10 protein-coding genes and 1 other annotated feature are annotated in these 15,169 nt (G+C 49.4%); of the genes, 6 read left to right on the top strand and 4 right to left on the bottom strand.

Annotation, left to right across the window (positions count from 1 at the left end):
• Positions 1-7 precede the first annotated feature (7 nt).
• A complete protein-coding gene (locus tag Q2J39_RS08660) occupies positions 8-877 on the bottom strand; it encodes a discoidin domain-containing protein (RefSeq protein WP_288340137.1) in 870 nt (289 codons plus the stop codon).
• 542 nt (positions 878-1,419) lie between these two features.
• Positions 1,420-1,610, top strand: a binding site (T-box leader).
• A 55-nt stretch (positions 1,611-1,665) separates the two neighbouring features.
• Here Q2J39_RS08660 and tyrS point away from each other — a divergent pair.
• The gene (gene tyrS / locus Q2J39_RS08655) at positions 1,666-2,907 is read left to right on the top strand and encodes a tyrosine--tRNA ligase (RefSeq protein ID WP_288340135.1); all 1,242 of its coding nucleotides are present in this window, start codon (positions 1,666-1,668) and stop codon (positions 2,905-2,907) included.
• Positions 2,908-3,504: 597 nt separating this feature from the next.
• Positions 3,505-4,482 carry a lactate/malate family dehydrogenase gene (locus Q2J39_RS08650; protein ID WP_288340133.1) on the top strand — a complete coding sequence of 326 codons (978 nt, stop codon included), beginning with the start codon at positions 3,505-3,507 and terminating at the stop codon, positions 4,480-4,482.
• Between the two features lie 139 nt (positions 4,483-4,621).
• On the opposite strand, the gene Q2J39_RS08645 is transcribed toward Q2J39_RS08650, so the two are convergent.
• Together Q2J39_RS08645 and Q2J39_RS08640 are read right to left on the bottom strand one after the other, a co-directional pair.
• The gene (locus Q2J39_RS08645; RefSeq protein ID WP_288340131.1) at positions 4,622-5,491 is read right to left on the bottom strand and encodes a quinate/shikimate dehydrogenase; all 870 of its coding nucleotides are present in this window, start codon (positions 5,489-5,491) and stop codon (positions 4,622-4,624) included.
• 108 nt (positions 5,492-5,599) lie between these two features.
• The gene (locus Q2J39_RS08640) at positions 5,600-6,409 is read right to left on the bottom strand and encodes a shikimate kinase (protein WP_288340129.1); all 810 of its coding nucleotides are present in this window, start codon (positions 6,407-6,409) and stop codon (positions 5,600-5,602) included.
• A gap of 442 nt (positions 6,410-6,851) precedes the next feature.
• Here Q2J39_RS08640 and Q2J39_RS08635 point away from each other — a divergent pair, with 442 nt between their 5' ends.
• Together Q2J39_RS08635 and aroD are read left to right on the top strand one after the other, a co-directional pair.
• A complete protein-coding gene (locus Q2J39_RS08635) occupies positions 6,852-7,043 on the top strand; it encodes a hypothetical protein (protein ID WP_230267939.1) in 192 nt (63 codons plus the stop codon).
• Between the two features lie 1,083 nt (positions 7,044-8,126).
• Complete coding sequence (aroD, locus tag Q2J39_RS08630; protein ID WP_288340126.1) at positions 8,127-8,888, top strand: type I 3-dehydroquinate dehydratase; 762 nt, start codon at positions 8,127-8,129, stop codon at positions 8,886-8,888.
• Positions 8,889-9,228: 340 nt separating this feature from the next.
• Here aroD and Q2J39_RS08625 read toward each other — a convergent pair whose 3' ends face one another.
• Positions 9,229-9,561, bottom strand: coding sequence for a hypothetical protein (locus tag Q2J39_RS08625; RefSeq protein ID WP_230267941.1), 333 nt, complete (start codon positions 9,559-9,561; stop codon positions 9,229-9,231).
• 444 nt (positions 9,562-10,005) lie between these two features.
• Here Q2J39_RS08625 and Q2J39_RS08620 point away from each other — a divergent pair, with 444 nt between their 5' ends.
• Together Q2J39_RS08620 and Q2J39_RS08615 are read left to right on the top strand one after the other, a co-directional pair.
• On the top strand, positions 10,006-10,251 hold the full coding sequence (locus Q2J39_RS08620) for a hypothetical protein (protein WP_230267943.1): 246 nt from the start codon (positions 10,006-10,008) through the stop codon (positions 10,249-10,251).
• Positions 10,252-10,617: 366 nt separating this feature from the next.
• Entirely contained in the window at positions 10,618-15,015 is a 4,398-nt protein-coding gene (locus Q2J39_RS08615; RefSeq protein WP_288340124.1) for an alpha-N-acetylglucosaminidase TIM-barrel domain-containing protein, read from the top strand.
• Positions 15,016-15,169: the final 154 nt, after the last annotated feature.

Here is a 15,169-nt window from a genome sequence, read left to right as displayed (position 1 = left end):
AGCGTATCTAATATTCAGTCTCGCGTATACCCGTCGATTGTTTGACACTTACGAAGAAATTAATTTCGGAAGTTGTAAATTCCTGCTTGTCGGAATTCCATACGGTGGAAACCTGGCGAACCTTGAAATAGCGCGCTGTCTGCGGTGCGGTAAAGTTGAAGGCTACGCGATCGCCAACGTTAAAGAGGCTGTCGACTTTGTGCAGATTATAATCATCTGCTGTAAATTCGCCTTCATCAAATTTTGTCCAGTTCTCTCCGTCATCGCTTTTGTACAGTTCGAATTTGCCCATCGAACCGTTTAGGCCATACGCCTCTTCTTGGAACCCTGGACGCTTGTCAACCGAGAAGGCAGAAACCGTTTTGGCTTCTTTCATATCGATTACCGCATCCCAGGGATTGCTGGCATTGTTGTAGTCATCCGGATTCGTACTGAGGTTGCCGTCAATCAGCTTACCGGCGTCTGAAGAAGTAAATCCGCCGCCGGAAGTATTGGTCAGGGATGCTGTCCAGCCAGTACGGTCCATTGCAGTAGCGTTTTCAACATCGAGCTTCTGAGGATTGGCGATAATGTCTTCCTGAGCCGTATCCCCATACGTCTGTGCGGAAATGACAAAGTCCTCCGATCCAGCCCCTGGAGTCAGCGTGCGATCAATTTTATGGTTCACGACGCCCGTCGTGGCCACTTTGCCGTCTGTAACCGAGAACGTACGGGAAATCTTGTTGTTACCGATACTCAGCTGGTTGTCTGAGATCATCGCATCAAAATCCGTACCATCGGATTCATTGGCCAGAACAACTGTGGAAGATCCTAATGAGCTCGCCCCAAGCGTCAGAGAAAGAAGGCTTCCCAGCAGCTTTCTGTGTTTTGAATTCATGCTTATTCCTTTCTATTTCATCTTGTACATAGTGAAGAATGAAACATTTTGTTTCCTGAATCCACCTCGCAAAGGGAATGCCCGATTTTCCGTTCTGAAAGCGAATTCATTCACTAAAATGTTAAACTATGCCGCATTATTAGTCAAAAACATAAAGTGCTTTTTGCAAATCCGCCGTTTTTTCTGGATATGTCAAATTGAGTAATTTTCTACGAAACCACAAAAAAGCAGCACCTGCAAAGAAGGTTAAAACGCAAGTGAAAAATACAGGAAAATCCAGCCCCTTCCCTGGACGTGTCCGACCTGCCTTTCGCAGAGCCCAGTGCTTCTGAAGTCCTTTTCTGCGGCGGTACACTAAGAAAAACGCCAGGTAAAATTTTCTAATCCGGGCGCAATGTTCGACAAAGCGATCCGGTTTTGCCGGCTGGAAAGCAAAAAGGCGAAGCCTTTCGTCTTTAAAAGCTTCGCAATTTGGCGAGATACACCTTTGGCTGTAGAAATTTAAAAAAGTCGTGTTACAATGTCGAAACAAAACAAACATTCGAAAAGCTGAGATAAGAAAGAGTACACAGAGCCGGATTTCCAAGAGAGCTGTCGTTGGGTGCGAGACAGTAAAGACGTCTGTGGAATACACCTTGGAGCTGCCTTTATGGCCGTGAACCTGCGTTAAAGGCGAGTGCATCAAATAGAAGTTTGGTGAATTAAGGTGGTACCGCGCATTGTCGTCCTTGACAGTGCGCGTTTTTTATTTTCGGTTTGTTTTGATACTTGAATTATGGAGGATGGATATGAAATTTTTTGATGAGCTCAAATGGCGCGGCCTGGTGAACGATGTCACTTCTCCCGATCTGGAAGAGGAAATCAACAACGGCGAGCTGACCTTCTATATTGGAACCGACCCAACGGCGGATTCCCTGCACATCGGCCATTACAGTTCGCTGTTGATGGCCAAACGTCTCGAACAGCACGGACATCATCCGATCATGCTCGTCGGCGGTGCGACCGGCTTTATCGGCGACCCGAAAGCAACCGGCGAAAGAAGCATGCTGACACCGGAAGTTCTCGATCACAACTTCCACGCGCTGCACGCCCAGATTTCCAGATTATGGGGCTTTCCGATGGTCAACAACCTCGACTGGACCAAGGATCTTTCGATCATCGACTTCCTGCGCGACTACGGAAAACACTTCAACGTCAACTACATGATCAATAAGGAAACGGTAAAGAAGCGTCTGGATACCGGTATTTCCTACACGGAATTTTCCTACATGATCCTGCAGTCGCTCGACTTCCTGCATCTGTTTGAAGAATACAACTGCCGTCTGCAGATCGGCGGACAGGATCAGTGGGGAAACATCACTTCCGGTCTGGAACTGATCCGCAAGAAAAAAGGATCCGACACCAAAGTCTTCGGTCTGACCATGCCGCTGATTACCAAAGCGGACGGTACAAAATTCGGCAAGAGCGAAACGGGAACCGTATGGCTCGACGCGGACAAAACCAGCCCGTACCAGCTGTACCAGTTTCTGCTGAACACGGAAGATGCCAAGGTGATCGAATACCTCAAGAAACTGACGTTCCTGAGCGTGGAAGAGATCATGGCTCTGGAAAAAGAAGTGGAAGAAAATCCTGGCCGCCGTGCAGCCCAGAAAAAGCTGGCGGAAGAAGTCGTTCGCGACCTTCACGGGGAAGAAGCACTCGAAGGCGCTCTGAAAATCACAAATGCGCTCTTTGGCGGATCGCTTGAAGAACTGACCGAAGCACAGCGGCGAGAACTCGTAAACACCATGGAGAAAACACCGGCAGCTGCAGGCAAGCTCGAAGACGTTCTGATTGCCGCAAAAGCTGCTTCTTCCAAGCGCGAAGCCCGCGAATTCATCAAGGGCAACGCGGTTTCGGTAAACGGACAGAAAGTCAACGACCCGAACATGCCGATCGATCTGAACAGCACCTACGTCGATAATGTGGTTCTGATCAAGCGCGGTAAAAAGAAAAACTACGCGATTGAACTGACCGAAGCGGCGGAATAAGTCCGAGCTTCTGACAGCCCTTAAAAGGGCAGATTCAATTCATTAGAAAAACCAGAAAGGATTTTCGAGTGGCCAGCACTTTGAAAATCCTTTTTCGTTTTTCTGCGAAGAAATCGAAATGGACAGACTGAACAAAAGCAGGCTTATCAAAAACGGAGCGTCAGCGCAATTCATTCTGGAAAGCATCTGCACCCAGCGCAGGAAGCGGCATTCCAAATATTTGCCTTTCCATATATTTGTAGATATTTATGAGTATCGATCTTTATTTGTCAGATCGTTTCGGAAAGAAATGTCTAGGGCGTTACGTTCGTTTTTTGATTTCAGAGGGGTGTAATGCGTCACGGGATTCCACTCCTGTTCTGTTTATTCAGGGCTCTCGAAGACAGACGTCCTTTTCCAAAAACGGTGTGAAAAACGCCCAAAACGATTCGCGAAAATTCTTTCGGTCATCTTCGTGGATATTCTGAATCTCCTGTTGCAGGATTTGAATCCGGTCACACTTTTTCTCTTTCCGTCAGACAGGTAAGAAAGATATGCGGGTGACAAAGGAAAATGGTCTGTCAGAACAATCGAATTCTGACATCAGGAGATATAGACATGAAACATAGAAAAGCAGCCATTCTTGGTGTTGGACACGTTGGAGCCCACGTCGCCAGCGCTCTGTGCATGGAAGGCATTGTCGATGAGCTCATTCTTATCGATACGCGTCCGCAGAAAATCATCAGCGAAGCACAGGATCTGAATGACGCTCTGCTGTACACGTCCTGGAGCGTCAACGTACATCCAGGCGATTTCGCGGATCTGAAAGACTGCGATGTACTCATTAACGCTGCAGGAGACATTGAACTGCTTCGCGGAAACGAAGAGCGGTCCAGCGAACTGGATTTTACAATTCGTGCTGTACATTCCTTTGCGCCTAAAATCGCCAAAAGCGGATTCAAAGGCGTCATCATCAATATTTCCAATCCGTGCGATGTCGTGACGCGCGCACTGGCCAAAGGATGCGGTCTGCCGTATGGTCATATATTTGGAACCGGAACCGCACTGGATACTTCGCGTCTGGTCGGCGCCATTTCCAAAAAGACAGGACTGGCCCGCCATTCTATTACCGCAATGATGCTTGGCGAGCACGGCAACCGTCAGTTTGCTCCAAAGTCCGTCCTTTCCTTCCAGGGAGCCCCGTTAAAAGCGGCTTCGTTGCTTGCCAAGGACCTGGACTGGAAAGAACTCGAACAGGAAGCCATTAAAGGCGGCTGGGTCACGTTTGCGGGCAAGCAGTGCACCGAATACGGCATTGCCGCAACTGCTGCTCGACTGGCTGAAGCGGTACTGAGGGACGAGCATCTGATTCTTCCGGTTTCCGCACCGCTGAGCGGGGAATACGGTCAGTACGATCTGTATGCGGGCGTACCGGCGGTCATCGGCCGGCACGGCATTGAAAAAGTCATCGTTCTGCCCTTAAACGATGAAGAGAAAACGGAATTTCTGGCCTGCTGCGACGCCATTCGTTCTAATGTGGAAAAAGCGGATGCGCTGATGGAGCAGCTGAATGCAAAGAAAAAGCACAGCAGTTAAAACTTCTTTTCAGGCAGTCTGCCCGGAGCGGACGTCCAAAATGGATATCAGCCTGTCTTCAGGCCGTCACAATTAAATAACGCCTTAGCTAAAGGTTTCTGACCGACAGCTAAGGCGTTTCGATTTTATTGCAGACTGGCTAGGCGCTGAAATATTTTTCCTTGATCAAATCGACCGGCATATCGTGACCAGTCCAGAGCTTGAAGGAAGCAGCGCCCTGATACAGAAGCATGTACATGCCGTTGGACGTCTTGCATCCAGCGGCTTTTGCGTCTTTGAGCAGTTTTGTTTCTTTCGGATTGTAAATGACATCAAATACGAAAAGATCCGGACGGAACAGGGAAGTATCCTGAATGATCGAACGATCTGTATTCGGAGCCATGCCTACTGATGTGCCGTTGACGAGAATGGCGCTGTTCGCGATGGCTTTGCGAAGGACTTCCGGATCGAAATAATCGTGGACGCGAACCGTGCAGTTCGTGCGCTCATTCAGCTTTTCGGCAATTTCTTCAAGGCGGCCGAAGAAATCGTCGCGAATGTTGAAAACGTCGATTTCCTTGACGCCATCCAGGGCAGCCTGAACCAGAATGGCCGTGGCCGCGCCGCCGGCACCGAGCAGGGTCATGTTTTTTCCGATAATATTTACGCCGCATTCTTCCACGGCTTTCATAAAGCCGATACCGTCGGTCGTATAGGCGGTCAGAACACCGTCTTCGTTGACGATGGTATTGCAGGCGCCGGTAATTTCCGAAGCGGGGGAGAGATTGTCCGCCAGCGTGCACATGATGTTTTTGCCCGGCATGGTGATGTTCCAGCCTCTTGCTTTAAACAGCTTCAGCGCTTCTACGGCTTTCGGCATGTCTACTTCAGGCACATCAAAGGCAAGGTAGGCATAGTCGAGACCAAGCGCGTCGCATGCTTCGTTATGCATGGCAGGGGAAATGGAGTGAGCGACCGGTGAACCCAGAAGGCAGAGCAGACCGGTATGTCCGGTAATCGATTGAGTCATACTGATTCATCCTTTCGAAAGATTTGTAAGCAGAAGGAACAGCCGTTTCTTTCTCAGAGTAAGAGAGAGGATGCTTATCTTTTTAAAACGGGACTCTTTAAATCAGGGCTATTCCTGAGCCTGCCCGGCCGATTCGGCATCCTTGCAGGCTTTGACTTTGGAAATAATTTCCTCGCAAATGCGATAGACGTCTTTTCCGTCGGTATTGACGATAATATCCGCCGCTGCCATATAGGCGGGATTGCGTTTTTCCATCAGATCCGTGATGTGTTCGACCGTTTTGTTGTTTTCGAGAAGCGGGCGATCGTGGCTGTCCTGGACGCGGTCGAGAATAGTCGCCGGATCGGCGGTCAGCAGAACGATTTTTCCGGATTTGCGCATTTCATCGACATTGACCTGACGCATAGCGACACCGCCGCCGCAGGAAATGATCTGGTCATGCTTGCCGCGGCACGATTTGAGCAGATTCGTTTCTTCGTCGCGGAAATACTGTTCCCCGCGCAAATCGAAGATTTCGGAAATGGACATGCTGTTCTGTTCGGCGATAATCTGGTCCATTTCGATGACATCCATCGCGAAAACCTGCTTGAGGGCTTTGGCGACTGTACTTTTTCCCACGCCCATGAAGCCGATCAGGAAAATGTTGAAGCCGAACAGTTCGTGCGACTGAATTCGCTTGGAGTAATAAAGAATCGAATCGTAAACGCCCATAATGGCATCCCGGTATTCGTAGTCAGCAAGTTTCTTATTGAAATTGCGCTTTTTGCGTTCTTCCTCTTCCGACTGAACGGCCGCAATTCCAAGTTCCTGTTTGCAGGAGATGAACTCCTGAATCATCTGCGAACGCATGCGAAGCGTATTGATCAGAATTTCATCGCAAAGATCAAGGTCATTGCGAAGCTTTTCGAGTTTATCCATTTGAAATTTCCTTTTCTCAGGGATTTCGTAATGCCGAAACCCAGATCTCAATCAGTATAGGCAAGCGGTTAAAAGCTTGTAAAGGACTCCGCCTTTCTTACAATAGGTTTCAAATAGTTTCATAGAAACTTGCAGGTTTTCATAATGACGCATTCCAAATCCAATTCCATTGTATTTTGATCCATCGAAAGGTATCTCTCGGACTGGAGAGGCGAATACACACGCAGCTCCACGACCAGCAGGACGTCTTTGAAAAGTCAGGAATGGAAAAATGCCCGCAGGGGCTTTAAAAGATTCGAATGAGCCTGAATTCCTGGAATATATTCTTTCTACGCCAGATTTTCAAAGGGAATAAAACTCCGAAATACACTTTATATAAAGTGTATTTCGGAGTTTTGATTTGCGGATTTCACTCGATATGATTTAATGTAGTAAAAAATAAATGCACGTTACTGCAGGTGATTCTATGCATATCGTCTATAACAAAAAAAACGGTGTGCTTTTTGCACGCCTGGCCGTATCGAAAAGGGTTGGAAAAACTGTAAAAAAAGAATCTATCAACCTCGGAAGAGTCCTTGATAAAGAGAAAGGAGTCACCAGAGCCGGGATAGAGGAGTTTTTATCTATGATCTGAAGACGGATACCTATACTAAAACCGATGATTATGAACTAGCAAGGCGCAAACACAAGCGGAAGGAGCAACTGATTTTTGATTTTGGCGATATCTGCCTCATTGATCAGTTCATCCGAAAGCATCCCGCGCTAAGGAACGCAATCGACAGTATCGGCTGTTCAAACATGGATTCCGTCTTCAGCCTTCTCTGCTTCTATATCCTTTCGAACTGCTCGAATCGTCTGTGCCAATCCTGGCGGGAAAGCAGTTTTGCCAGAATCCTTTTTCCTGACGCGAGACTGTCCAGCCAGAGGATCTCGGATATTCTCGCTCTTCTGAGCGAAGAATACCCTTGTCGTGAATTATTCAAGTTCTATCTGAAGCTGTTCAAAGAGGATCTGGAAGGAGATGGGACAAACGTCCTGATCGATTCGACCGGGCTCCCAGACAGTATTCATTTCCCACTGACAGCGATCAGTAATCACAATGGGGAAATCGAGAACGAAGTCCGCCGGATCTATGTGACTCAGCAGGAGACCGGACTGCCAGTATGCTTTAGATACTGTCCAGGAATTGTGATCGATGTTTCCACTTTATCGCGGACAATGAGAGAGTTGAAAAAGGCCGGAGTTAATACAAAGTTAGCTATTCTTGACGCTTGATATCTTACAAAGACTAATTTAGAAGAATTGTACGAAGACAAAATCTCTTTTCTCATGCGCTTGGACTCTTTGTTAACATGCGCTATTCGAAAATGATCGAAAGCGCTGCATAACGAAAACGCGCCATAACGAAAACGCTGCGTAATAGATCTCAGGACAAAGACAGACTGAGCGCAGTGCTCATACCATTTTGAAAAAAAACTCTTTTTCACAAAAGCAGATTTTTGAAAGAACAGAACCGGCCGGAATATTCTGGCCAGATCCATCCTTACTTTGTTTAAGAATCCAGTTCCAGACTGTCTGTTCCGGTTCGGGGTGAGCCGGAAGAGACACCCTTTACTGCCTGCATTCAGGCAGACCGGTCATTTTGAGAAGACTCTTCAGAAATGGCTTTAGACCTTGAAAGACTGAACGGAAAAGATTTTCTAGAAAGGATTTGAATATGAATACTGTAAATGTACGCAATATCGAAATCGGAAGCGGAAAGCCGAAAGTCATTGTTCCGATTGTAGCGGTAACTAAAGAAGACATCCTGAAGGAAGCGGCAGAAATCGCCAGTCTTCCTGCGGATGTTCTGGAATGGCGCGTCGACTGGTTTGAAAACAGCGAAGATCTCGCGGCAGTAAAAGACGTTCTGAAAGGACTTCGTGAAGTGCTTGGCGATATGCCGATTCTCATGACATTCCGCACGAAAAAAGAAGGCGGCGAAAAAGCAATTTCCATGCAGGACTACATCGACCTTAACGTGGAAGCTGCCAAAAGCGGTCTCGTGGATCTTGTCGATGTTGAAATCTTCAGCGGAGACGACACGGTCAGCGCCATCCTGGACGGCGCGCACGCAAATGGTGTAAAAGTCGTTGCTTCCAATCATGACTTTTTCAAGACGCCGGATCAGGACGACATCGTTTCCCGTCTGGTCAAAATGCAGGAGATGGGCGCCGACATCTGCAAAATTGCCGTCATGCCGCAAAATCGCCGCGACGTGCTCACGCTGCTGAGCGCGACCGAAAAAATGGCCAATGACATTGCCGATCGTCCGATCATCACGATGTCCATGGCCAAAGACGGCGTGATCAGCCGCCTTTGCGGCGAAGCGTTCGGTTCGTCGATGACTTTTGGAGCCGCCGGAAAGGCTTCCGCTCCCGGTCAGATGAATGTGGAAACGCTCGTTCAGATTCTCGATGCGCTGCATCAGGCGCTTTAAGCAAGACTTCAATCGGCTTTTTCCAGTGAAAGCAGGGGAATGAAAAGCCCCAGGTCAAAGCTGGCAGGCGGTGTGAACTATTCAAAAAAAGCACCGTCTGCTTTTGTATTTTTTGAATCTGGATGACGCCGAATGGATGATTTTGTTATCTCAAAACGGTTTCCAGAGTTTTAGCAGGCAACTGCCGGTCTGTCGATCAAAGTGCCCGCATAATTTCCGGACCTGGCGTCGTTCGAATTCCAATATAAGAATTTGAATAGGGTGTCCGCAGGTGAGTTCTGCCTCTCTGGCGCTTTGCTCCATTGTGTCTGCTTCGTTCTATATGCCTCCGTTTCCATCTTCATTTTCTTCCATATTCGTCGTATTCATCGTCCTCAGAAAAGAAGAGCTGATCTATGAAAAAGGGCTGCACTGGCTGGATGACTGTCTGGAAAAATTTCTGCTTTGTCTCGCCCTGGCAGCCATGGCCGTCATCATGGGCATTCAGGTGTTTTGCCGCAGCGTTTTGTTCATGTCGCTTTCCTGATCGGAAGAGCTGACGCGCTGTCTGTTTATCTGGAGCGGCTTTCTCAGTGTCAGCTGCTGCACCATATACTGCATTTCCATCAAGATCGAACAGGTTGCGGCAAGACTTTCCCGGCGTAAATAAGCGGTTTTGAAAGTGATCAGCCACACGATCGAACTGGCGTTCTTTTTAAACATGATTCCGTATACGTTCTCATTTTTCATGTCTTCGGTATAAAGCGGGCAGGTTTCGCCCGCATGTCAGATTCCGATGGACTGCGTGCAGGCGGTGCCTTTTGTTTCCTTTGTTCTGGTCGCCATCTGCATCTTGCAGCGCTGGATCATCGAATTCAAAGTGTGACTGAACCTTCCCCTCAACGATCCGGCCCATCCGGAACGCAGTACGCAGGAATCGTTCATTCAGGCCAATACCGATCCAGAGCCGGTCGGCGCATCCGGCATGGATTCGTCTGTAACGTCTGGAAAAGGAGAAAGCGTACGAGTGTCCTTCTTCTGTTTGCAGTCTTTACGATTTTGCTGGTGATCGCGGTTCCGATTTCCATCTTCCTTGGAATTACTTCGGTATTGCCGTCGATTTTTGGTTCTTCCTTAGATGACGGAGGAACAGAAGGAAATTCTAAAAGAAGCGGCTTCCATCGCTGCCGACTATGCGCGCGAGAAGTCGGATGAGCGCATCGCCAGACAAAGAGAAGAAATTGAAGAAAACGGAAGTGAAATTCTCGAACTCGATGCCGCTGTGCAGGAAGCAATTCGCGAAAAGGCAGCGCCGTTCTATCCGTCGATTCAGACCGATATCGATCCCGCGCTCTATGCGCTCTATACGAGGGAAGTCCAGTAAACAGATTTCGATCTGGCCACGTAAGTTTTGAACCGTTCTAAAACGCATTAAGCAGATAAAAGGCCGTATTCCTCATCCAGCCAGAAGGAATACGGCCTTTTATCGTAAAGGCAAGAGAAGGACCGGATTTTCGTACATCGCAAAAGAACGCACAAAAAATGAAAGGGGTTACACTGAAAAGGTCCAGCCTGAAGAAATAAAAATCGCAAGAAATGAACAAAATATCACACTTATTGCATATGTTCGGCGTTCATAAATATTTTTCGGACCGGCATAATGAAAGGGAATACATCGGGCGTATTCTGGTCTCTGTTTTCGGGCAAATTACAAAGACCAAAACCATAAAAAAAGAAGAAAGGATTATTGATGAAACAATCTCTGACAAACCGGCTGAAACAGACGCTTTCGATCGTCGTTGCGGCGGGCTGTTCACTTTCGATGCTGCAGACCCCCATTCAGGCAGCTGTTCCTTCTGAGCTGGAAAACATCGCAGCAGACTTTACGATCACAGTTCCCTCTGAACAGAGCGGAAAGCCGAAAGAAAACATGGTCGACGGCGATGCTTCTACGCTCTGGGTCAGCAACGGAGCACAGTGGCCGGCGACGCTGATTTTTCGTGCACCTCTGGACACCCCGCCGATTTATAAAATGGTTGTCAAACTGGAATCCGGGCATCCGGACTGGACGATGGATGTGAAACTCCAGCACGCGGTCAACAGCGTGACGGACGATCTGATTCCGGATACAGAAAAAGACGACTTTTCCTTTAACGACACGTTTACCTATACGTGGGAAGACGGCATTTCTGCCTCCCATTTCTATCTGACACTTTCCGATCCGAAAAACGGCGGCGCTGCCGGCGCGTTCTGGCCAGGCATTGCGGAAGTGGAATTATTTACCGAAAAAGGCGGGAACAACCCCGATTCTTCCGATCTGGTCAATATTGCCGGCAACGGTACGATCAGCTCTATCACGTCCGGACAGGGCAATCCGGCCAGTCTGATCGATGAAGATTACAAAACGCTTTACGTATTTTCTCAGGGGCTTTCGACCACCGGAGGTCAGGCCTGGGTTCAGATCGATTACGATCAGAAAAAGACGGTAAAAGCGATTGAAGCTGCCTTTGAAAACAAAGGCGCTTCCGATTCCAACGGCTTTGTCTTTAGGTACGACATTCTTGGACGGACGAGTGCCGACGGGGAATGGGAAGTGCTGGGCGCTGATCAGACGGCAACACGTCTGGATGGGGACTGCATCAAACGCTTTACCCTCGATGAGGCCAGAGAACTGCAGGCCGTACGCATTCTGATTAAATCCATTGCGAATACCGGCGGCGATCCCTGGCCCGCTTTAGCGGAGCTGAAAATTCTTGCCCCAACAGATTCCGTAAAGGATCCTCTGCTTGAAAACAATATTGCCAAAGGCAAATCCATTCATACCAATACGAACCAGGCGAACGTAAAGAACCTGGTCGACGGTTCGCTGGCTACCCAGTGGAACGGCGACATGTATCCGGCGTATGTGGATATTGACCTGGGCAAAAACTATACGCTCAGCGATGCGGTTGTATTCACCCCGACTGCGGGCTACAGCCAGTATTCGATCTATACGTCCATGGATGGCGTTGACTTTGAGCGCGTCGCCCGCAAGACATCGAAAGAGACCTGCACGAATGAAGGCGAAACCTGGCAGCTCAACAACAAGGAAGCACGTATTATCCGTCTTTACATGGAATACAACTCCGCTTCCGCAAACAGCCAGGTTCGTGAATTCGTCCTGCACGGAACGGAGTCGGGAACACCCGTTCAGCCAACACCGGCGGTCAGCGTGCCGGATTTTAAAGATACCGAATACGCAAGGGCCGTTACCGAAGCCGATACGATTGCGGAAGTTCAGGGCATTATTTCCCGCCGCATTGGGGAAGCCTATGTCGACTGGTTTACCTTTGAACTCAAAGATGCCGCCAATGGCTATGACTACTACGATGTCGAAGCCAGAAAAGGAAAGATTCACATTACCGGAAACAACGGCGTGTCTCTGGCCACCGGTCTGAACGCCTACCTGGAACAGATCGTCAACGTGCACATTTCTCAGGTCGGCGATCAGGTCAAAATGCCGGAAAGCATTGTTCTTCCTGTGCAGAAACTGCACAAGGAAACAAAATTCCCGGTTCGCTATTCGTATAACTTCTGTACGCTTTCCTATTCGATGGCGTTCTGGGGCGAAAGCGAATGGAGAAATGAATTAGACTGGCTTGCTCTGAACGGCGTGAATATCGTTCTGGATGCGACCGGTCAGGAAGAAGTCTGGAGACGCTTTCTTGCCGAATGCGGCTATTCCCATCAGGAAATCAAGGACTTCATTGCCGGTCCTGCGTACTACGCCTGGTTTTACATGGCCAACCTTACCGGCATGGGCGGACCGCTGCCGGACAAATGGTTTGCACAGCGTACCGAACTCGCCCGTAAAAACCATCGCATCATGCAGGTTCTTGGTATGCAGCCTGTACTGATGGGCTACTGCGGCATGGTGCCGACCGATTTCAAAACCAAACAGCCGGAAGCGTCCGTTATTCCGCAGGGCAAATGGTGCAACTTCCAGCGCCCGTACATGCTCAAAACGGATGATTCGAATACCTTCCCGAAATATGCCGAAATGTTCTACAAAGCGCAACAGGATGTCTATGGAGACATCACGAACTACTACGCGACCGACCCGTTCCACGAAGGCGGAAATACGGGGGGCATGAATGTTTCCACCATCGCGTCCGAGACGCTCAAAGCGATGATGGAAAGCGATCCGGACGCCGTCTGGGTGATTCAGTCCTGGCAGCGCAACCCGTCCAGCGCCCTTCTGAAAGGTCTGGAAGGCAATCGGGACCACGCCCTCGTACTCGATCTGTATGCAGAACGCCAGCCGCACTGGAACAGCGCCAGCTATGGCGATGAATTCCAGCAGACCCCATGGGTATTCTGCATGCTCAACAACTTTGGCGGACGTCTCGGTCTCTATGGCCACATCGAAGGTCTGGAAGGCGTATTTGACGCCATCAAGAATGCAGACTGCATGGCCGGTATCGGTATCGCACCGGAAGCCAGTCAGAACAACCCGCTGCTTTACGAATACCTCTTCGATACCATCTGGACCGAAGATGCAGCGCAGCCGGTAGAACCAATCAATCTCAATCAGTGGATTAAGGATTACGCAAGAAGACGCTACGGCGACGAAAGCGAAAGCGCAGTCGAAGCGCTCCAGATTCTGCTCGATACCGTATACGACGGCGTCGAGCACGAACGAAACAACAGCGGCATCGGACAGGGGGCTCCGGAAAATATCCTGAATGCCCGTCCAAATCTGACGCTGACTACCGCTTCGACATGGGGCTGGTCGTCGATTCTATATTCCAAAGTCGAACTGCAGAAAGCGCTCGATCTGCTTCTGGAAGACTGGGATACGCTTAAGGATTCCGAAGCGTATCGCTATGACGTAGTCAGCGTGGCTCAGCAGGTTCTGTCCAACTCGGCACAGGGAATTCTTTCCAAAATGAATACGGCTTACACCAACCGCGATCTGGATGAATTCACGACCTGGTCGGATAAGCTGATCGAACTCGTCAGCGATTCGGACCGTCTGCTTTCCACAACGAAAATGTACATGCTTGGCAACTGGACCGAAGCCGCCGGCCGCATGATCAGCGATCCGGATGACTTCACCAGAGATCTGTTTGATCTCAACGCCAAAGCGCTTGTATCGACATGGGGTTCCATTGCCCAGTCGAACGCCGGCGGTCTGCACGACTACTCCAACCGTCAGTGGGCTGGCCTGACGAAAGATCTGTATCTCAAGCGCTGGCAGATGTTCATTGACGAAAAGAAAAAAGAACTGCGCGGCGAATCCTTTAAAACCTTCAGCGCAGCGGACTGGTTTGAAGTGGAATGGGCCTGGGCGCGAAACAGCGACGAACGCTTCTCCGATCAGCCAGGTTCGGATCCGATCAACACACTGGCCGAAAACGTTCTTGAAAAATACGACATCCAGAAAATCGCTCCGGAAATTACTCTGGACGGCGTTCTGGAACCGGAAAAAATGACCGCCACTGCTCCCAGTGCGCAGAGCGGGGAAGGACCAGAACGCGTTCTGGATGGAAACAATCAGACGCTCTGGCACACCCAGTACACCGGAACGCTGCCCACACGGGAACAGTGCTATATCACACTGAACCTCAACGAACCGGCGATGGTACGCTCCCTGCTGTATTTGCCAAGAAGCAACGCGCAGAACGGCACAATCACCAAATATCGCATTGAGGTTATCGACGACAGCCAGCCTGGAGCGGAGTGGAAAACGGCAGCCGAAGGAAACTGGGCCCGTGAATCCGGCTGGAAAGAAGCCGTATGGTCCACGCCGGTAAAAGCGACGAAGGTCCGTCTTGTGGCCGTAGATTCCGTCAGTGTCGAAACGGGCAAAATTTTCGCGTCCGCTGCGGAAATCCGTGTGAAAGGCGTATGGAGTGCGGACATTCCAGATGAACTCGATTACACCTTAATGGATCAGGCCCTCGAAAAAGCCGATGCGCTTGAAGCGGCCAAAGAGACGTTTGCGACGACAGGCCTCCATGCCTTTGAAGACGCAAGAACGCATGCGGCTTCCGTTCGAGCCGATGCCCTTACGCAAAAAGAGCTCGATGACGCGGCGCTCCGTCTGAATCAGGCGATGCTGAAACTGCGCAAGAAAGTCGATAAGGCGTATCTGGAAAATCTTTAATCGATACAGAGCTTAAAAAGCCTCTTTTAAAGTCGAACCGGCTGTGACCGGTTCAAAACGAAGACCGGCCTCGATTTCGAATATCGAATCGAGGGCCGGTCTTTTGTAAGCGTCAAATAAAAGACGGGTATTTTCTCGACCGCCTCCTTGGGAT

The organism is uncultured Allobaculum sp., assembly GCF_948576815.1.
Taxonomy (GTDB): Bacteria; Bacillota_I; Bacilli_A; order Erysipelotrichales; family Erysipelotrichaceae; genus Allobaculum; species Allobaculum fili.
Note: the sequence above shows the minus strand (reverse complement) of the source record. Positions and strands in the feature narration are given on the sequence as shown.